General features: G+C 69.7%; 9 protein-coding genes. 2 read left to right on the top strand and 7 right to left on the bottom strand.

What is annotated here, in order from left to right:
- Positions 1 to 18 precede the first annotated feature (18 nt).
- The gene (locus RM1_RS08150; RefSeq protein ID WP_072750832.1) at positions 19 to 3,324 is read left to right on the top strand and encodes an arabinosyltransferase domain-containing protein; all 3,306 of its coding nucleotides are present in this window, start codon (positions 19 to 21) and stop codon (positions 3,322 to 3,324) included.
- A gap of 84 nt (positions 3,325 to 3,408) precedes the next feature.
- Complete coding sequence (locus RM1_RS08145) at positions 3,409 to 4,263, top strand: dienelactone hydrolase family protein (protein WP_072750891.1); 855 nt, start codon at positions 3,409 to 3,411, stop codon at positions 4,261 to 4,263.
- Between the two features lie 28 nt (positions 4,264 to 4,291).
- Here the strand turns inward: RM1_RS08145 and RM1_RS08140 are convergent, their stop codons facing one another.
- From RM1_RS08140 to RM1_RS08110, 7 genes are all read right to left on the bottom strand, one after another.
- The gene (locus tag RM1_RS08140) at positions 4,292 to 5,836 is read right to left on the bottom strand and encodes an acyl-CoA carboxylase subunit beta (RefSeq protein ID WP_072750831.1); all 1,545 of its coding nucleotides are present in this window, start codon (positions 5,834 to 5,836) and stop codon (positions 4,292 to 4,294) included.
- Positions 5,837 to 10,810 (bottom strand): polyketide synthase Pks13, encoded by a 4,974-nt coding sequence (gene pks13, locus RM1_RS08135; protein WP_072750830.1) that lies wholly within the window; start codon positions 10,808 to 10,810, stop codon positions 5,837 to 5,839.
- 50 nt (positions 10,811 to 10,860) lie between these two features.
- Entirely contained in the window at positions 10,861 to 12,744 is a 1,884-nt protein-coding gene (gene fadD32 / locus RM1_RS08130) for a long-chain-fatty-acid--AMP ligase FadD32 (RefSeq protein WP_072750829.1), read from the bottom strand.
- 177 nt (positions 12,745 to 12,921) lie between these two features.
- Positions 12,922 to 13,914, bottom strand: a complete 993-nt coding sequence (locus RM1_RS08125; protein ID WP_072750828.1) for an LLM class F420-dependent oxidoreductase — start codon at positions 13,912 to 13,914, stop codon at positions 12,922 to 12,924.
- Positions 13,915 to 14,013: 99 nt separating this feature from the next.
- The gene (locus RM1_RS08120; protein WP_072750827.1) at positions 14,014 to 14,994 is read right to left on the bottom strand and encodes a cutinase family protein; all 981 of its coding nucleotides are present in this window, start codon (positions 14,992 to 14,994) and stop codon (positions 14,014 to 14,016) included.
- Positions 14,995 to 15,000: 6 nt separating this feature from the next.
- Positions 15,001 to 15,534, bottom strand: a complete 534-nt coding sequence (locus tag RM1_RS08115; RefSeq protein WP_072750826.1) for a DUF732 domain-containing protein — start codon at positions 15,532 to 15,534, stop codon at positions 15,001 to 15,003.
- 149 nt (positions 15,535 to 15,683) lie between these two features.
- Positions 15,684 to 17,462, bottom strand: a 1,779-nt coding sequence (locus RM1_RS08110) for an alpha/beta hydrolase-fold protein (protein ID WP_245816144.1), incomplete at its 5' end; no start/stop codon positions are given.

Raw genomic sequence — 17,462 nt, 5'->3', positions numbered from 1 at the left:
CGCCTACCATCGTGAACCGTGCCCGACGTCGTGACAGCCCCTGAACCAGTCATTTCCGCACCGCCCCCGGTCGACTTCAGAGCGAAGTACCGCACCGCGCGGCTGATCGCGGTCGTCACCGGTCTGCTCGGTGCGCTGTTCGCGGTGGCGACGCCGTTCCTGCCGGTCAGCCAGACGACGTCCACCCTGAACTGGCCGCAGGCGGGCGTCACCGCGAGCGTCGACGCGCCGCTGATGGCCCAGGTGCCGATCGATCTGCAGGCGTCGGTTCCGTGTGCACTGGTCCGCGACCTGCCCCCGGAGGGCGGCCTGCTGCTGGCCACGGCCCCGCCGCAGGGCACGGACGCGCCGCTCAACTCGATGTTCATGCGGGTCACCGCCGAGACCGTGGACGTGCTCGACCGCAACGTGGTCGTAGCATCGGCCCCGCGGGCCCGGGTCGAGGCAGGCGGCTGCAGCGCCATCACCTTCAGCTCCGACATCAACAGCACCACCGCCACCTTCGAGGGGCTGTCCATCGACGGCAGCCCGGTGACCGGCACCCTCACCGGAGACCTGCGGCCGCAGGTGGTCGGCGTCTTCACCAGCCTGGACGGCCCCGCGCCCGCCGGACTCTCGTTGACGGCGAACATCGATTCCCGCTTCACCTCCTCGCCCACGCTGATCAAGAGCGTGGCGATGGTGCTCGCGGTCCTGCTGACCATCGCCTCGCTGGTCGCGCTCGGCCGGCTCGACGGCACCGACGGCCGCGGCCACCGCCGCTTCTTCCCGTCGCACTGGTGGCGGTTCAAGGCGGTCGACGGCGCGGTCGTCGGCATCCTCGCGCTCTGGCACTTCATCGGCGCGAACACCGCCGACGACGGCTACCTGCTCACGATGGCCCGGGTGTCGGAGCACGCCGGCTACATGGCCAACTACTTCCGCTGGTTCGGCGTCCCCGAGGCCCCGTTCGGCTGGTACTACGAGGTGCTGGCCGCGATGGCCAAGATCTCCACCGCCAGCCCATGGATGCGCCTGCCCGCGCTGCTCGCGGGCATCCTCTGCTGGATGGTGATCAGCCGCGAGGTGATCCCCCGCCTCGGCAGGGCGGTCCGGCACAGCTCCGCCGCCGTGTGGACCGGCGGGCTGGTGTTCCTCGCATTCTGGATGGCCTACAACAACGGCCTGCGCCCGGAGCCGATCGTGGCCCTCGGCGCGCTGCTGACCTGGTGCTCGGTGGAGCGTGCCATCGCCACCGGCCGGCTGCTGCCCGCCGCGGTCGCGATCTTGATCGCCGCGTTCTCGCTCGGCGCCGCCCCGACCGGCCTGATGTGTGTGGCTGCCCTGCTGGCGGGCGCGCGGCCGATGGTCCGGATCCTGGTCCGCCGGCACCGCGACGTGGGCGCCTGGCCGCTGGTCGCCCCGCTGCTGGCGGCGGGCACGGTGGTGCTCGTCGTGGTGTTCGCGGACCAGACCTTCGCGGGCGTCCGCGAGGCCACAAGGGTGCGCAGCCTGATCGGCCCGAACATGAACTGGTACGAGGAGTTCCTCCGGTACTACTACCTGTTCGTGCAGACGGTCGACGGTTCCGTGGCCCGCCGGTTCGCGTTCCTGGTGATGATCCTCTGCCTGTTCACCACCCTGTTCGTGCTGTTGCGCCGCAAGAAGATCCCGGGTGCGGCGGTCGGCCCGTCCTGGCGCCTGCTCGGCGTGGTGTTCGGAACCATCTTCTTCATGATGTTCAACCCCACCAAGTGGACCCACCACTTCGGTGCGTATGCGGGCATCGCCGGTTCGCTGGCCGCGCTCACCGCGGTGGCGGTCTCCGCCGCCGCGCTGCGCTCGCGCCGCAACCGCACCATGTTCGCGGCGGGACTGCTGCTGGTGCTGGCCTTCTCCTTCTCCGGCATCAACGGCTGGTGGTACGTCTCCAGCTACGGCATCCCGTGGTTCGACAAGACCGTCTCGCTCGGCGGCAGGCAGCTCAACTCGGCGTTGCTCGCGCTGTTCGTCGTCGCCGTGCTGGTCGTCGCCTGGCAGTACTTCCGCGAGGACTTCATCGGCACCGAGGTCAAGGCGTCCACCGAAAAGGGCAGGCGCATCAAGAAGTTCGCGGCGGTGCCGCTGACCGTGGTGGCGGCGCTGATGGTGCTGTTCGAGGTGCTCTCGCTGGCCAAGGGCGCGGTGTCCCAGTACCCGGCGTACTCGCTGGCCCGCTCCAACATCGACGCCGTCACCGGGTCGCCGTGCGGACTGGCCGACGACGTGCTGACCGAGGCGGACCCGAACGCGGGCCGGCTGCAGCCGGTCTTCGACCGGGCCGACCCGCCGGCGAACCCGAACGACCCCCTCGGGGGCAGCAAGCCGACCGGATTCAGCCCGAACGGCGTGCCCACCGACCTGTCCGCGGACTACACCGAGGTCAAGCCCGGCCAGTCGAACACCGACGGCCAGTCGGTCGGCGCGAGCTTCGCCACCGGCGCTGGCGCTGGCACCGAGGGCGGCACCGGGGCCGTCGGCGTCAACGGCAGCAACGTCAAGCTGCCGTACGGGCTGAACCCCGCGACCACGCCGATCCTCGGCAGCTACCAGACCGGGGTCCAGGAGCCGGCCAGCCTCGTCTCCAGCTGGTACGGGCTGCCCGCGCGCAGCGAGCAGTCGCCGCTGGTCGTGATCTCCGCGGCCGGGCGCATCTGGTCGGAGAGCAAGGACGGCGAGGTCACCTACGGTCAGTCGCTGCTGCTCGAGTCCGGGCACCGCGAGGCCGACGGCACGATCACCGCGCTCGGGACCTACCTGCCCAAGGACATCGGCCCCGCGCCGTCCTGGCGGAACCTGCGGATCCCGATCGACGAGCTGCCCGCGGGCACCGATGTGGTCCGGATCGTCGCGAACGACCCGAACCTGACCGGCGATCAGTGGCTCGCGTTCACCCCGCCGCGGGTCCCGCAGTTGCAGTCGCTCAACGACTACATCGGCAGGACCCAGCCGGTGCTGCTCGACTGGGCGGTCGGTCTGCAGTTCCCCTGCCAGCGTCCGTTCGACCACAAGTACGGCGTCGCCGAGGTCCCCGGGTTCCGCATCCTCCCGGACCGTCCGCTCGCGGTCAGCTCCACCGACACCTGGCAGTCCCACGAGAACGGCGGACCGCTCGGCTGGACCGAGATGCTCGCCGAGGCGTCAACGGTTCCGACCTACCTGGTCGACGACTGGGGCCGCGACTGGGGCGCGTTGGAGCGGTACACGCCGTACTTCCCCGAGGCTGAGGCCGCCGTCGTCGACACCGGCGAGGTGCGACGCTCCGGCTTCTGGAGCCCAGGCATGATGCGGGTCTACGAGAAGTAACCACCGGCACCGACGAAGACCGGCTCCCCACACGGGGTGCCGGTCTTCGTCGCATCGGAGGGCCTGCGGCCGCATACTCGGTACATGCCGGACGACGAGATGGGCGATTTCGAGGCCGCACACTTCACCCACGACGGCACGACGCGCGCGATCTACCGTCGCGGCACCGGCCCGGCGGTGATCATCATGGCGGAGATCCCCGGTATCACCCCGAAGGTGCTCGAGTTCGCCCGCCGCGTCGCCGAGATCGGGTGCACGGCAGTGCTTCCGCACCTGTTCGGCGACCCCGGCCGGGATCCGAATCCGGGTACCCACGGAAGGGTCGCGATGGCGGTCAACGCGGTCACCACGATGGTCCCGGTCTGTGTCAGCCGCGAGTTCACGATGCTGGCGACCGGGCGCAGCTCGCCGGTGGTCACGTGGTTGCGGGCGCTGGCGGCCCATGAGCACGACCGGTGCGGCGGACCGGGGGTCGGCGCGGTCGGGATGTGCTTCACCGGCGGCTACGCGCTGGCGATGGCCGTGGACGACGTCCTGGTCGCCCCGGTCCTGTCGCAGCCCTCGCTGCCCCTCGGGGTCTCCGCGCGGCGACGGCGGACCATCGACATCTCGCCCGACGACCTGGCCAGGGTGAAGCAGCGATGCGCGAACGGGCTGACCGTCCTGGGGCTGCGCTTCGCCTCCGACCGGCTCGCACCGGCCGAACGGTTCGACTTCCTCCGCGAACAGCTCGGCGACGCCTTCGTCGCCGTCGAACTCGACGGCGCCACCGCGAACCCGGAGGGGCTGCTCCCACCGCACTCGGTGCTCACCGAGCACCTCATCGACGAGCCCGGTCAGCCCACTCGCGCCGCGCTCGACCAGGTCCTCGACCTGATGCGGACGCGGCTGTTGACGCCGACCGCGGACCCAGGCACCGGACCGGGCGATCCGGGGTGAGCCCCGCGGGCGGCACGATCGCCCCGTGTCAGAACGGGATCAGCGAGTGCTTGCGCGGGTTCTTGGGGAGTTCCTTGTCGCGCAGCAGGGTCAGCGCCTTGCGGATCTCGAGGCGGGTGGTCGACGGCTCGATCACCGCGTCGATGTAGCCGCGCTCCGCCGCGACGTACGGCGTCGCGACGTGCTCGTTGTAGTAGTTGATGAGCTGGCGGCGCACCGCGGGGGCGTTCTCGCCCGCCGCCTCGATCTGCTTGCGCCCGATCACCGCGACCGCGCTCTCCGCGCCCATCACGGCGATCCGAGCGGTCGGCCAGGCGAAGTTCACGTCGGCGCCCAACTGCTTGGAACCCATCACCGCGTATCCGCCGCCGTAGGACTTGCGGACCACGACGGTCACCTTCGGCACGGTGGCCGAGACGTAGGAGAACAGGAACCGGCCGCCGCGCTTGATGACGCCGACCTTCTCCTGCTCGACGCCGGGCAGGAAGCCAGGGGTGTCCACGACCAGCACCAACGGGATGTTGTACGCGTCGCAGACCTGCACGAAGTGCGCGGCCTTGTCGGAGGCGGCCGCGTCCAGCGCGCCGGACAGGCCCATCGGCTGGTTGGCGACGACGCCGACCGGGCGGCCGTCCACCCGGGCGAACCCGGTGATGATGTTCTGTGCGCTCTGGCTGCGGACCTCGTGGAAATCGCCGTCGTCGAAGATCTTGAGCAGCACGTCGTGCATGTCGTAACCGGCGTTGTCGGCGTCCGGCATGAACGAGTCGAGCGACAGGTCGTCCTCGGTGATCTCCGGCTCGAGGCCCGGGTTGACGATCGGGGGCTGCTCGGTGCAGCTGGACGGCATGAAGCTCAGGTACTTGCGGGCCCACTCGAAGGCGGCCTTCTCGTCGGCCGCGACGTGGTGCACGTTGCCGTACTCGGCCTGCTTGCGGGCGCCGCCCAGGTCCTCGAGGCTGACGTCCTCGCCGGTGACGGACTTGATGACGTCCGGACCGGTGACGAACATGTACGACTCTTCGGTGGCGATCACGACGTCGGTGTTGATCGGCGCGTAGACGGCTCCACCGGCGCACTTGCCGAGGATGATCGAGATCTGCGGGCACAGCCCGGACAGCGGCTCGTGCCGCCTGCCCATCTCCGCGTACCAGGCCACCGACGCGACGGCGTCCTGAACGCGCGCGCCCGCGGACTCGTTGATCCCGATGACGGGGCAACCGATCTTGATCGCGAAGTCGAGGATCGCGGAGACCTTCCGGCCGAAGATCTCTCCCGCAGCGCCACCGAAGACGGTCTGGTCGTGCGAGAACACCGCGACAGGACGGCCCTCGACCGTGCCGTGCCCGGTGACGACCCCGTCGCCGTACGGGTTGGCGGGATCGCCCGCCATCCGGGCGAGCTGGCCGACCTCGACGAAGCTGCCCGGATCGAGCAGCATGTCGATGCGCTCACGCGGGGTCGGGAGTCCCTTCTCCGCGCGCCTCGCGATGGCCCTCGGGTTACCAGGGGCCTTCGACAGCTCGAGCTTCTCGCGAAGGTCCGCCAGCTTCTCGGCCGTAGTGGTGCTCACTCAGTTGCTCCGCTTCTCGGCCTCGATGTCGGCCAGCTTCTTGGTCAGGTCCGCCCCCACCTTGGCAATGTACGGCTCGTCCACGATCTGGATGTGATCGCCACCGACGTAGACGATCTCCAGGTTCGAGGCGACCTTCCCCCAGCCGCCGTCGGGCGCGCGCGTCCCGAACGACGGTTCGAGCGCGATCGCGTCGTCGTGATACTTGTCCGCCATGTAGAGGACGACGTCGCCGTCGTACTTGTCCGGGTTCGCGGTCTGCAGTGCCCGGTTGTCCAGCCAGGAGGTGCGCTGGTGCTCGATGATGCCACCGGGAATCTTCGCGCCGCTCATCTTGAGCATGTCCATCAGGATCTTGATCTGGTCGTCGTCGGACTCGGCGGCGGCGAGCTTGTCGTACGGCAGCGGCGCATCGATGTTGTAGGTCTTCTTCGCGAACGCGGCGTACCGCTGCCACCGCTTCTTGATCTCCTCGGGGGTCTCCTCGACCTCTTCGCCCGCCATCACCGTGTCGATGAGGCCGACGACCCGGACGTCCTTGCCCTCCTCGCGCAGCAGCTTCGCCACCGCGTAGGAGAGGACGCCGCCGAGCGACCAGCCGTACAGCACGTACGGCCCGTCGCCCTGGATCTCCTTGATCAGCGGCAGGTACTCGCGGGCGCGCACCTCGATCGGGCCCTCGGTGCGTTCGAAGCCGTACATCGGGGTGCCCTCCGGCAGCCGACGCAGCAGCGGCTCGTAGGCGACGGTCGATCCACCGGCCGGGTGGAACACGAAAACCGGCACGGCGGAGGAACCTTCGGGCCGGGCGCGCAGCGAACGCACGAGACCCTCGATCTTGCCCGCGTCCTCGAGGTGCGGGCGCACCTTCTCGGCGAGCTGCTCGACGGTCTCCGAGTCGAGGACGTCGTCGAAGCTCACCTCGCCGCCCGCGCGCTCGGTCAGGCGAGCGGCCAGCTTCTCGGCGGTGTCGTCGTCGAGCACGGGAAGGATGTTGAAGATGCCCTTCGCGGACTTTCCGGTCACCACCGCCCACGTCGCGAACGTGAGGCGCTCGGCGGCGTCGCGCGGCGGGACGTTGATCTCCCCGTCGGACGACTCCTGCGCGGCCTCGGCGAGAATCTCCTCGGCCTCCGCGACCGGGCTGGTCGTCTCGTCGGCGAGGGCCGAATCGAGTGCGGCGGAAGCCTCCTCGGCCTCCTTCTCGGCGCGCTGCTTCTCGGCGAGCGCCTCGACCTCTTCGCGGTTGTCGATCGCGTAGCGCAGGTACTTCTCCACCTCGCGCAGGCTCGCGTCGCGGACCGCCTGCAGCTGCAGCTGCGGGATGTCGAACTCGTACTCGACGCGGTTCTTGATCCGCACCGCCATCAGCGAATCCAGGCCCAGCTCGATGAGCGGGATCTCGGCGGGCAGGTCCTCGACCGCATAGCCCATCGACTCGGCGACGATCAGCGCCAGCCGGTCCTCGAGGGTCTGGTTGCCGTTGGGATCCCACTTGTCGCCGAAGGATTCGACGACCTCGGGCAGCTCCTCCATCGGCGAGCTGGAGCGCGGCTCGGGCGCGGCAACGACGAGCTCGGGCAGCGGTTCGCCCGCGGTCACCACCGCGTCGAGCAGCAGCGCGAAGCCCGCTGCGGTCTTGGCGTGCACCTGCAGCGACGCCCCGCCCGGATGCGGGTTCAGCGTCGTGGTCAGCGTGCCTGCGGCCGGGACCTCGCCGTGCGCGACGGCCGCGGTCAGCACGACATCCGAGAGCACCTGCGCGGCGGCCTCGGTCGCCAGCGCGTTCAGGTCGGCGACCGCGGCGGCCTCGACCTCCCACACGTGCCTGCCGTCGGGCAGCGAGACGTGCGCACCGGGCACCCGGGCGTTGCCGCCCGAGGAGATGCGGATGTCGAGCCAGTGATCCTTGCGGAGGAACGCGGTCCGCGGCAGGTCCGCGTAGCCGCCGCCGGTGAACAGCGACGGCAGGTCCACCGGGTGGCCGTGCACGTAGAGCTGGGCGAGGGCACTGAGCACGCCCAGCTCCTCGTCCTCCTTGCGCTTGAGGGTCGGGATCAGCTGAGCGTCGTGCAGCCCCGCGTCGAACGCGGTGGCCGCGACCGACATCAGCGTCGCCGGGTTCGGCGCCAGCTCGACGAACGTGGTGTGCCCGGCGTCGACGGCCAGGCGCACCGCATTGGTGAAGTAGACGCTGTGCCGCAGGCCCTTGGTCCAGTACTCGACCTGGTGGATCGGGTCGTGCCCGGCCCGGTAGAAGGTCTCCTTGTCGACCGAGGAGTACAGCCCGGCCGTCAGCTTGTGCGGCTCGATGCCGGCCAGCTCGGCCGCCAGCTCGCCGAGCAGCGGGTCCACCTGCGAGGTGTGGCTGGCGCCCTTGGTCTGCAGCACCCGGCCGAGCTTCTCCTCGGCCTCGGCGCGGGCCACGATGGCCTCCACCTCGGGCTGCGGGCCACCGATGACCGTGTGGGTCGGCGCGGCGTACACGCAGACCTCCAGGTTCGGGAAGTCCCCGAGCACGCCCTCGATCTCGGCGGCGCTGTACTCCACCAGCGCCATCAGGCGGATGTCGTCGCCCTCGAGCGTCGACTCGGCCTCGCCCATCAGCCGGGAGCGGGCGGTGATGACCCGGACCGCGTCCTCGAGCGAGAGCCCACCGGTGACGTACGCGGCGGCCGCCTCACCCATCGAGTGCCCGACCGCGGCCTCCAGGTCGGCGCCGTGGTGGCGGAGCACCGCGGCCAGGCCGATCTGGATGGTGAAGATGCCGACCTGCGCGGTCTCGACGTCGTAGTCGACCGAGTCGTCGAGGAACTTCTCGGCCATCTTGTAGCCGGCCTCGTACTCGATCAGCTCGTCGACCTCGTCGACCGTCTTCCGGAACACGGCGTTGTTCAGGTACAGCTGCTTGGCCATCTTGCGGTGCTGCGAACCGAAGCCCGAGAACACCCAGACCGGGCCGTTGGAGGCGGGCGCGTCCGCGGACAGCACGCCCTGGCCGGGCTTGCCCGCTGCGACCGCGCGCAGGCCGGTGATGGCCTCGGCGCGGGTGCGTGCGAGCACCACCGCACGGGAACGGCCGTGGTTGCGGCGGGCCAGCGTGCGGCCGACGTCCTCGAGCGGGGTCGTGCTGCCGGCCTCGGTCTCCAGCCAGTCGGCCAGGTCGGCGGCGGCGCGGCGGCGGCGCGAGGGCATCGAGGCGGAGACCGCGAGCAGCACCGGCGTCGGCTCTGCCTGGGTCTCGGCCTGCTCGGCGGCCACGGCGGGCTCTACGCCCATCGACTCGGCGGCGTCGGCGAGCACACCCGCTGCCTCCGTCTCGACATCGAGCAGCTCCGCTGCCTGTGTGTCCTTCTGGTCCTCGTCGGGGCCGGAAGTGCTCACGGGCGCCGCAGGCGCCTCGTACTCGCGGACCACGACGTGCGCGTTGGTGCCACCGAAGCCGAAGCCGGAGACACCCGCGACGGCGCGGCCGGTGTACCGCGGCCAGTCGGTGGCCTCGGGGATCACCTGCAGGTGCGCCTTGTCGAAGTCGATGTACGGGTTCGGGCCCGCGTAGTTCAGCGACGGGGGGAGCTTGTCCTCCCGCATCGCGAGCACGACCTTGATCAGGCCCGCGGCGCCCGCGGCGGCCTCGAGGTGCCCGAAGTTGGTCTTCGCGCTGCCGAGCAGCGCCGGCTTGTCGGCCCCGCGGCCGCGGCCGACCACCCGGCCGAGGGCGTCCGCCTCGATCGGGTCGCCGAGGATGGTGCCGGTGCCGTGCGCCTCGATGTAGTCGACACCGGACGGCGCGATGCCCGCGTCGCGGTAGGCGCTGCGCAGCACGGCGGCCTGCGCGTCAGGGTTCGGGGCGACAATGCCATTGGAGCGGCCGTCCTGGTTGACGGCCGAGCCTGCGATCACCGCGAGGATGTCGTCGCCGTCGCGCTCGGCGTCCTCGAGGCGCTTGAGGACGACCAGGCCGCCGCCCTCGGCGCGGACGATGCCGTTCGCGTCGGAGGAAAAGGCCTTGATTCTGCCGTCCTCGGCGAACATTCCGATCTCGTTGAAGCCGAGACTCGCTGCGGGCGCGACGAGCATGTTGACGCCGCCCGCGAGCGCGAGGTCGGACTCACCGGTGCGCAGCGACCGCACGGCCTGGTGCACGGCCACCAGCGAGGACGAGCACGCGGTGTCCATGGCGATTGAGGGGCCGCGGAAGTCGAAGTAGTAGGACACCCGGTTCGCGACGATGGCGGTCGAGGTGCCGGTGAGGGCGTAGGGGTGCGCGTGCACCGGATCGCTGACCGCGAGCAGCTGGTAGTCGTTGGCCGAGCTGCCGATGAACACACCGACCTGCTCGCCCTTGAGCTCGCTGGCCGGGATGCGGGCGTGCTCGAGCGCCTCCCAGGTGAGCTCCAGTGCCAACCGGTGCTGCGGGTCGACGTTGCGGACCTCGAGCGGCGACATCGCGAAGAACTCGGCGTCGAAGCCCTTGACGTCGTCGAGGTAGCCACCCTTGGTGTTGGCCGTCTCGATTGCGGCGGCAATCTGCGGGTCGGCGGCGAACTCTGCCCAGCGGCCCTTCGGCAGCTCGGTGACCGCGTCGCGGCCCTCGATGAGCAGTCGCCACATCTCGTCGGGGGTGTGACCGGTGCCGGGGAACCGGCTGGACAGGCCGACGATCGCGATGTCGTGCGACTGCGACGTGTCCTTGATCGCGTAGTACGCCGCGTCCTCGGGCTCGTCGGGGACCTCCGGCTCGCCCTCGATGATCAGGGTCGCCAGCGCAGCGATCGTGGGGTGCTGGTAGACGACCGTGGCGTTCAGCGTGATGCCGACCAGTTCCTCGATCTCCCCGCTCAGAGCGACGGCGTCCCGGGACGAGAGCCCGAACTCCTCCATCGGACGGTCATCCGAGATCTGATCGACCGGTTGCCCGGTCGCCTCGGCAACCCAGTTGCGCAGCCATTCGCGCAGCTGCGCGACCGTCATCTCTGTCTCAGCCATCAACACACCACGCTACCCGTCAAGAAGAGGTTGTCTTACACGCTATCGGGGAACGCGGTCTGCGTGTAACCACCACGGAGCGTCCCCTCGATGTATGCGGCCTTGCAGGCGCGCCTGGCGATCTTGCCGCTGGAGGTACGCGGGATGGACCCGGCAGGCACCAGCAGCACGTCACGGGCGGTGACGCCGTGCCGGGTGGAGATCGCCGCGCGCACCGCGTCGGCAATCGGGGCCGGATCGGCCTTGCCCGCGCCCGGTGCGCGCTCGCCGACCAGGACGAGCTGCTCGGAGGCGTCGTCGGCGTCGAAGGTCAGGCCGGTGCCCGCCTCGAACACCTCCTTCGGGAGCTGGTTCGCGGGCACCGCGAACGCCGCGACGAAGCCGGGGCGCAGCGCGGCGCTCGCCTCCTGTGCGGTCGCCTCGAGGTCCTGCGGGTAGTGGTTGCGGCCGTCGACGATCACCAGGTCCTTGACGCGGCCGGTGATGTACAGCTCGCCGTCGACGTACACGCCGTAGTCGCCGGTGCGCATCCAGTTCGAGTCCTCGGGCGCGCCCTCGGCGTGGCTGCCGGAGGCGATCTTGGAGGACAACCGGTTGTGGAAGGTCTGCTCGGTCTCCTCGGGGCGGCCCCAGTAGCCCTGGCCCATGTTGTTGCCGTGCAGCCAGATCTCGCCGACGTACTCGTCCTCGACCTCGGCGCCGGTGTCGGCGTCCACGATCGCGGCCCACTGGCTGCGCGAGACGTAGCCGCAGGAGACCTGCGGGATGGCGCCGTCGGCGTCCTTGTCCACCTTGACCATGCGGCCCTCGTTGAGCTGGGCGCGGTCGACGTAGATGACCTTGGCCTCGTCGCTGTGCTTGGTGGACGAGACGAACAGCGTCGCCTCTGCCATGCCGTACGACGGCTTGATCGCGGTCTTCGGCAGCCCGTACGGCCCGAACGCGTCGTTGAACTTGCGCATCGACGAGGTCGTGACCGGCTCGCTGCCGTTGATCAGGCCGATGACGTTGCTCAGGTCGAGGGTCTCGCCGTCCTTCGGCAGCCCGCGGGCCGCGGCGTGCTCGAAGGCGAAGTTCGGCGCCGCGGCGAAGGTGCCCGCGCCGTCGGTGATCGCGGCCAGTTCCTTGATCCAGCGGTACGGGCGCTGCACGAACGCGCGCGGCGACATGATGGTGATGTACTTGCCGCCAAGCGCGGGCAGGATCACCGTGAGCAGGCCCATGTCGTGGAACAGCGGCAGCCAGGTGACGCCGCGGGAGTCGGTGGTCAGCTCGATCGCGTCGACCATCTGCAGCGCGTTGGTGCCGACCGCCCGGTGGGTGATCTCCACGCCTGCGGGCACCCGGGTCGAACCGGAGGTGTACTGCAGGTACGCGATGTCGTCGAGCCCGATCTCGGGGTACACCCAGGTCTCGCCGACGGTGTCCGGGATCGCGTCGACCGCGATGATGCGGGGGCGCTCCGCGGCGGGCAGCGAACGGAAGAGCTGGCGGACACCGGCGGCGGAGGTGGACGCCGTGAGGATCGCCGACGGCTTGCAGTCGCCGAGGACCGCGTGCAGGCGGTCGCCGTGGCCGGGCTCGTCCGGATCGAACAGCGGCACCGCGATGGTGCCCGCGTGCATGGCGGCGAAGAAGGAGATGACGTAGTCCAGGCCCTGGGGCGCCAGGATCGCGACCCGCTGGCCGGGCTCGGTCACCTGCTGGAGGCGGGCGGCGACGGCGCGCAGCCGGTTGCCGAACTGGGTCCAGGTGAGCTCGTGTACCTCACCGTCCCGCTCCCGGGAGTAGTCGATATAGCGGTATGCCAGCTCGTCCGCGTTCTCGCGGGTGTGCTGTTCGACGTGATCGACGAGCGTGCTGCCGGGCATCAGCCTGATGTTGCCGGCGTCGTCGACGTAGTCATCGAAGTTCTTCATACCTTCTCCTCCAAGGCAAGCTCCCGGTGAACGCGACGAACACCGGTGAGCTCCATCCCCTGCAGCCGCCTGGGATCGTGCAAATAGTGACTAGTGGTGACAATGCGTGCAGGTCTCAGATCGGTAACGGCGCGCGCCCCATCCCAAACCAACAGCATGTTACAGACAGCGCCGTTCTCATTCACCCTTGAGCAGGGGTATCACCGGAGCGAATGCCTCCATCTGCGTGGGGAAGATCCCCACGTAGGACATGGAGGTCTGCGCCCGCACGCTGCGGATCTGGTCCGCGATCTCCTCGTAGGAGCCGAATGCGAGGTACGGGGAGTTCAGGATCTGCTCCACCGTGAGTTTGACGTCCACCTCGATGTTCGGCGGGTACCCGTTGTCCAGGGCCGCCAGCGCCATCTCGGCCATGGCCTCCCGATCATCGGTCGGCATGATCGTGGTGATCGTCCAGTTCAGCTCGATGTCGTCGAACCGGTCGCCCGCGGCCTCGCGGATGCGCTCGACCCGCGCGGCGGTCGCCTCCATCGTGATGCCGGACAGCAGCATCTTGCCGTCCTTGTTACTGGGCGGGGCGAGCGAGATGATGTCCGCGTACTTGGCCGCCAGCGCCAGCATCTTCGGGCCACCACCGCCGACCACGATGGGCGGGCGCGGGCCCTGCCGGGGCCGCGGACTGCCCTTGAGCCCGTTGATCTGGTAGTACTCGCCCTGGAAGTTGCACTCCTGGCCGCGCAGCAGCGTGTCGAGGATCTCGAGGGACTCCGCGAGCTTGGCGATGCGAACGCCCGGGCTGTCGTACGTGATGCCGCCCTTGTCGAACTCTTCCTTCATCCAGCCCGCGCCGATGCCGAGCTCGAGCCGTCCGCCGGACAGCACGTCGATCGTCGCCGCGTCCTTGGCGAGCACGGCCGGGTGCCGGAACCCATTGGCCAACACCGCGGTCCCGATCCGGATCTTGTCGGTCGCCACCGCGAGTGCGCCGAGCGCGGCGATCGGACCGACCTGATTGCCGAGGTGGTCGGGAATCATGAAGCTGTCGTAACCGAGTTCCTCGGCCTTCTGGGCCAACTTGACGAATCGGCGGGCGCCACCCTCTTCGGCGTTACCCTCTCCGCCGGCGGCAAACCGGAACTTGCGCGGCGCGGGTGCGTCGGCGGAACTCATCGATCATTTCTCCTGAAACCTGGGCAAAACGGGGGTACTGGACGGCGCGGTACGGCAACGTGGCCGGTGGGCCACTCTATCGGCATCACACCGTTCCCACTATTCGTGAGCGGGTGTCGGTGCGGACCTCACCTTCTCGGCGGCCCAGTTTGTCATCCACTGTGTTGCCGTGGTGCCGTTTTGGTCCACCACGAACGAGTTGTACATGGCATGGACCGGGTTGTTGATGTATTCGCCGATCCGCGCGAGGCTCCCGAGGAAGTTCACCGGGTTGAACGCGTTCGCAGGCGCGTCGCAGATGCCGTCCGACGGCGCGCAGATGTCGACCACCCGATCGCCGAGCGTCCCGAAACCACCCGGCCGGGGACCTGTCATCGTCATTCCCGGCACCTTCAGCCCGCCGAGCGACAGCTCCGCGCCGACACCGGCCACCGGCGCGCCGACGATCTGCGCCGTGCCCGGCTCACGCCTGCCGTCCGCGATCAACCCGACGCCGAGCACCAGGTCCGCGGGCACCGGCCCGGTGCCCGCGCCGATCGCCGAGGCGAGGTCGCCTGCGATGACCGCACCCTGCGAGAAGCCCATCAGCACAAAGGTCGTGAGCGGGCAGTTCGCGTGCATGGCCGACATGGCCTCGCTGGCCCGGGCTGTGCCCTCGCCGCGACTCTTGTTGTACGACATCTGACCGTCCGGCGGCAGCGCCACCGGGTTCGAGAACTGCGCCACGTAGGGGACGGTGTACACCTCCGCGCGCTGGCCGCCGAACTGCGCCTGCAGCGGCCTGCTGATGTTGAGCATCAACGACGCCGGGTTCGCGCCCGGGTTGAAGGGATCGTCGATCGCACTCGACTCCCAGGTGCCAGGGATGGAGACCACCTGGACGTCCGGGCAGCTCGCCGGCTGGGCGCTCGGCCGCTCCGGCTCCGGGCCCGGGCCCGGCGGCGGCGCGGGTACCCGCCCGGCCAGCAGGTACCAGGCCACCAACGCGACGAGCGCGAGGAGCAGCACCACGATGAGCACGATGAGCAGGCGCAGCACACCGCGCCCCGACTTGCGGCCCTTACGTCCGGCGGCATTCATCCGCGACTACTTGCAGTAGTGGGCGTTGGCGGCGTCGATGTACACCTTGGCTGCCTCGGCGGCCTGCTCCGGCGTCATCGTCGCGCCGGTGATGCTGGCCTCCGCACCCGCCATGCCGGTGACATAGGCGGTGACCTCTTCGCTGTTCGCGCCGCTGACCTTGGCGCCACAGATGTAGTTCGCGGTCACGATCGCGATGTCACCGTTGTCGGCGACGGCGATGCCGCCCTTCTTCAGCGCCTCCAGGTAGGCCTTGCCGCGATCGTCGATCGCGGGGGCCTCCGTGGGGCCGGGGAAGCCGCTCGGGACCGCCTCGGGCGTCTCCGGGGGCGCGGTCGCCGCGACGGCAGGGGTGGTGTACGGGGGCACCTCGATCGAGGTCTCGGGTGCGGGCGCGGACTTGGAACCGGTGGTCAGGGTTGGCGTGCTGCTGGCCGTCGAGTCGTCGCTGCCACAACCCGCGAGCAGGCCGCCGGTGACCGCCACGAGCGCGCCGACCGTGAGCGCCCTGGCGAGGGAGTTACGAGTGGAAACAAGCATTGAGTTCAGTCCTCGGATTCGTGATCTGCGGGTGCGGCCCACCCGGCGGGCGACGTGCCGACGGCCACGCGGGTGTCGTTGAACAGGCTACCGACGCGAACGGGCCGGTCGCCGGGTTCACCCGGCCACCGGCCCGTGTGCGAAGGGGGCTAACGGTTGTGGATCTCCGCTTTACCGTTGCGGACCGTGATGTTTCCGCCCTGGAAGTCCTGCTGGATCCCACCCGCGATGTCGCGCTGGTCACCAACCGGGAAGCCCAGCCTGCCGTTCTCGTAGTTCTGGCTCTTCCACGCGTCGAAGATCGGGCCGTTGCGCACCGACCAGGCCCCGCTCAGGGGACTCCAGTAGATGTTGCCGTTCTCGAACTCGTTGAAGCGGCCGTTGTCCTTGACCGGGACCTCGCTGGTCCTCGGGAAGCCGAGCCAGCCACCCTCCCAGCCCAGTTCGCCGTACTTCTTCATGATCAGGCCCTGGACGGCGTGGGTCCCGTTCGGCGGGCTGTGATACATCGCGCCGATCTCGAAGCCCTGGATCGCGCCGTCCTTGCCCGGCGCCTTCACCTCGTCGAGGATCGGGTAGCCGAGCGGACCGCGCTCCCAACCCTGACGTGACCACTCGTCCCTGATCGCGCCGCGGACCGCGTGCGCTCCGGTCTGCGGGGTCCAGTAGATGGAGCCGCGCTCGAAGTGGTTGTAGCGTCCGCGCCCGTCCGGGGTGCCGTTCTCGTCCGTGGTCGGCAGTCCGAGCGGCCCGGCGGGACCGCCGTTGGCCTGGTACGAGCCGCCGATCATGCCGGTCAGCACGTGCGCGCCGGTGCCGGGCGACCAGAAGATCCGGCCGTTGCGGAAGTCCTGCGCCTTGCCACCCGCGACATCGTATTCACCGGTGACACAGCCACTGAGCCACGGGTTCGCGTTCGCGACCGCGGCGATGGAACCGCCGGTGCCGCAGTTCGGAGCGCTGGCGTCGACGCCGAGGGCGTTGGCCACCTGCGGCCAGGCCTGGTGCATCTCGAACTGCCAGTACGGCCAGGAATGCGTGCCGGACGGGCGGTAGTTGACCTGCGCGGGAATGCCGAGCTTGTTCAGCTTGGTGGCAAAGCTCTGCGAGCTGAGCCGGGACAGGATCTCCAGACCCATGCCCGCGTAGTTGGTGGAGACGCCGGGGATCCCGGACGGCTGGTCGTAGGGACCGGTCATGCCGCTGCCGCTGGAGACGTACAGGCTGACGCCCCTGAGCTTCTCGGCGTTGGTGTACGGGTCGTGCGCCGCCCATGCCGGGCTGCCGGGCGGGCCCCACATCTTCGAGACGTTGTAGCCGCCCGCGTCGGTCATCGCGTACTGCAGCGCCTGCGGCATGCCGAGCGAGGTGGTGCTCAGGTAGCCGGAGAACGAGCCGGCAAACTTGAAGAAGCCGGGGTTCCGCTCGGTGAGGAACATCGCCGAGGTGCCGCCCATGGACAGGCCGATGATGCCGCGCGTGGTGGTGGTCCGCAGCCCGTTCTCGAGGACCGGCGGGAGCTCCTTCGTCAGGAAGGTCTCCAGCTTGTAGAACTTGCCGTTGTCCGGCGCGAGCCAGTCGGCGTAGAAGCTCGACTCGCCGCCGACCGGCAGGATCACGTTGACGTTCTTGTCCGCGTAGAAGTTCGCGGCGTCGGTCTCGATCGTCCAGCCGCTCTCGTCGTCGCGCGCGCGCAGACCATCGAGCATGTACAGCGCGGGGAACGATGCGTCGGGACGCGAGTTCCAGTCCTTGGCCAGCAGGACCTGAACCTGGAACGGGGCACCCATCGCGGCGGAGTCGACCCACAGGGCCACGCGCCGATCGGTGATCCACTCGACCTTGGAGACGCCGGGCGGCGCCAGCACCGGCGCGACGGCGCGCGCGGCGGACGGCGCGGCCTGCGGCGCCCTCGGGGCCGCGGCGGG

The organism is Rhodococcus maanshanensis NBRC 100610, from assembly GCF_001894865.1.
Lineage (GTDB): Bacteria > Actinomycetota > Actinomycetes > Mycobacteriales > Mycobacteriaceae > Rhodococcus_G > Rhodococcus_G maanshanensis.
Note: the sequence above shows the minus strand (reverse complement) of the source record. Positions and strands in the feature narration are given on the sequence as shown.

What these genes read in the sequence shown, in the direction of transcription:
- fadD32 (WP_072750829.1), bottom strand. Translation starts at nt 12,744, where the DNA reads ATGAAGAACTTCGATGACTACGTCGACGACGCCGGCAACATCAGGCTG.
- RM1_RS08115 (WP_072750826.1), bottom strand. Translation starts at nt 15,534, where the DNA reads ATGCTTGTTTCCACTCGTAACTCCCTCGCCAGGGCGCTCACGGTCGGC.
- RM1_RS08120 (WP_072750827.1), bottom strand. Translation starts at nt 14,994, where the DNA reads ATGAATGCCGCCGGACGTAAGGGCCGCAAGTCGGGGCGCGGTGTGCTG.
- RM1_RS08125 (WP_072750828.1), bottom strand. Translation starts at nt 13,914, where the DNA reads ATGAGTTCCGCCGACGCACCCGCGCCGCGCAAGTTCCGGTTTGCCGCC.
- RM1_RS08145 (WP_072750891.1), top strand. Translation starts at nt 3,409, where the DNA reads ATGCCGGACGACGAGATGGGCGATTTCGAGGCCGCACACTTCACCCAC.
- pks13 (WP_072750830.1), bottom strand. Translation starts at nt 10,810, where the DNA reads ATGACGGTCGCGCAGCTGCGCGAATGGCTGCGCAACTGGGTTGCCGAG.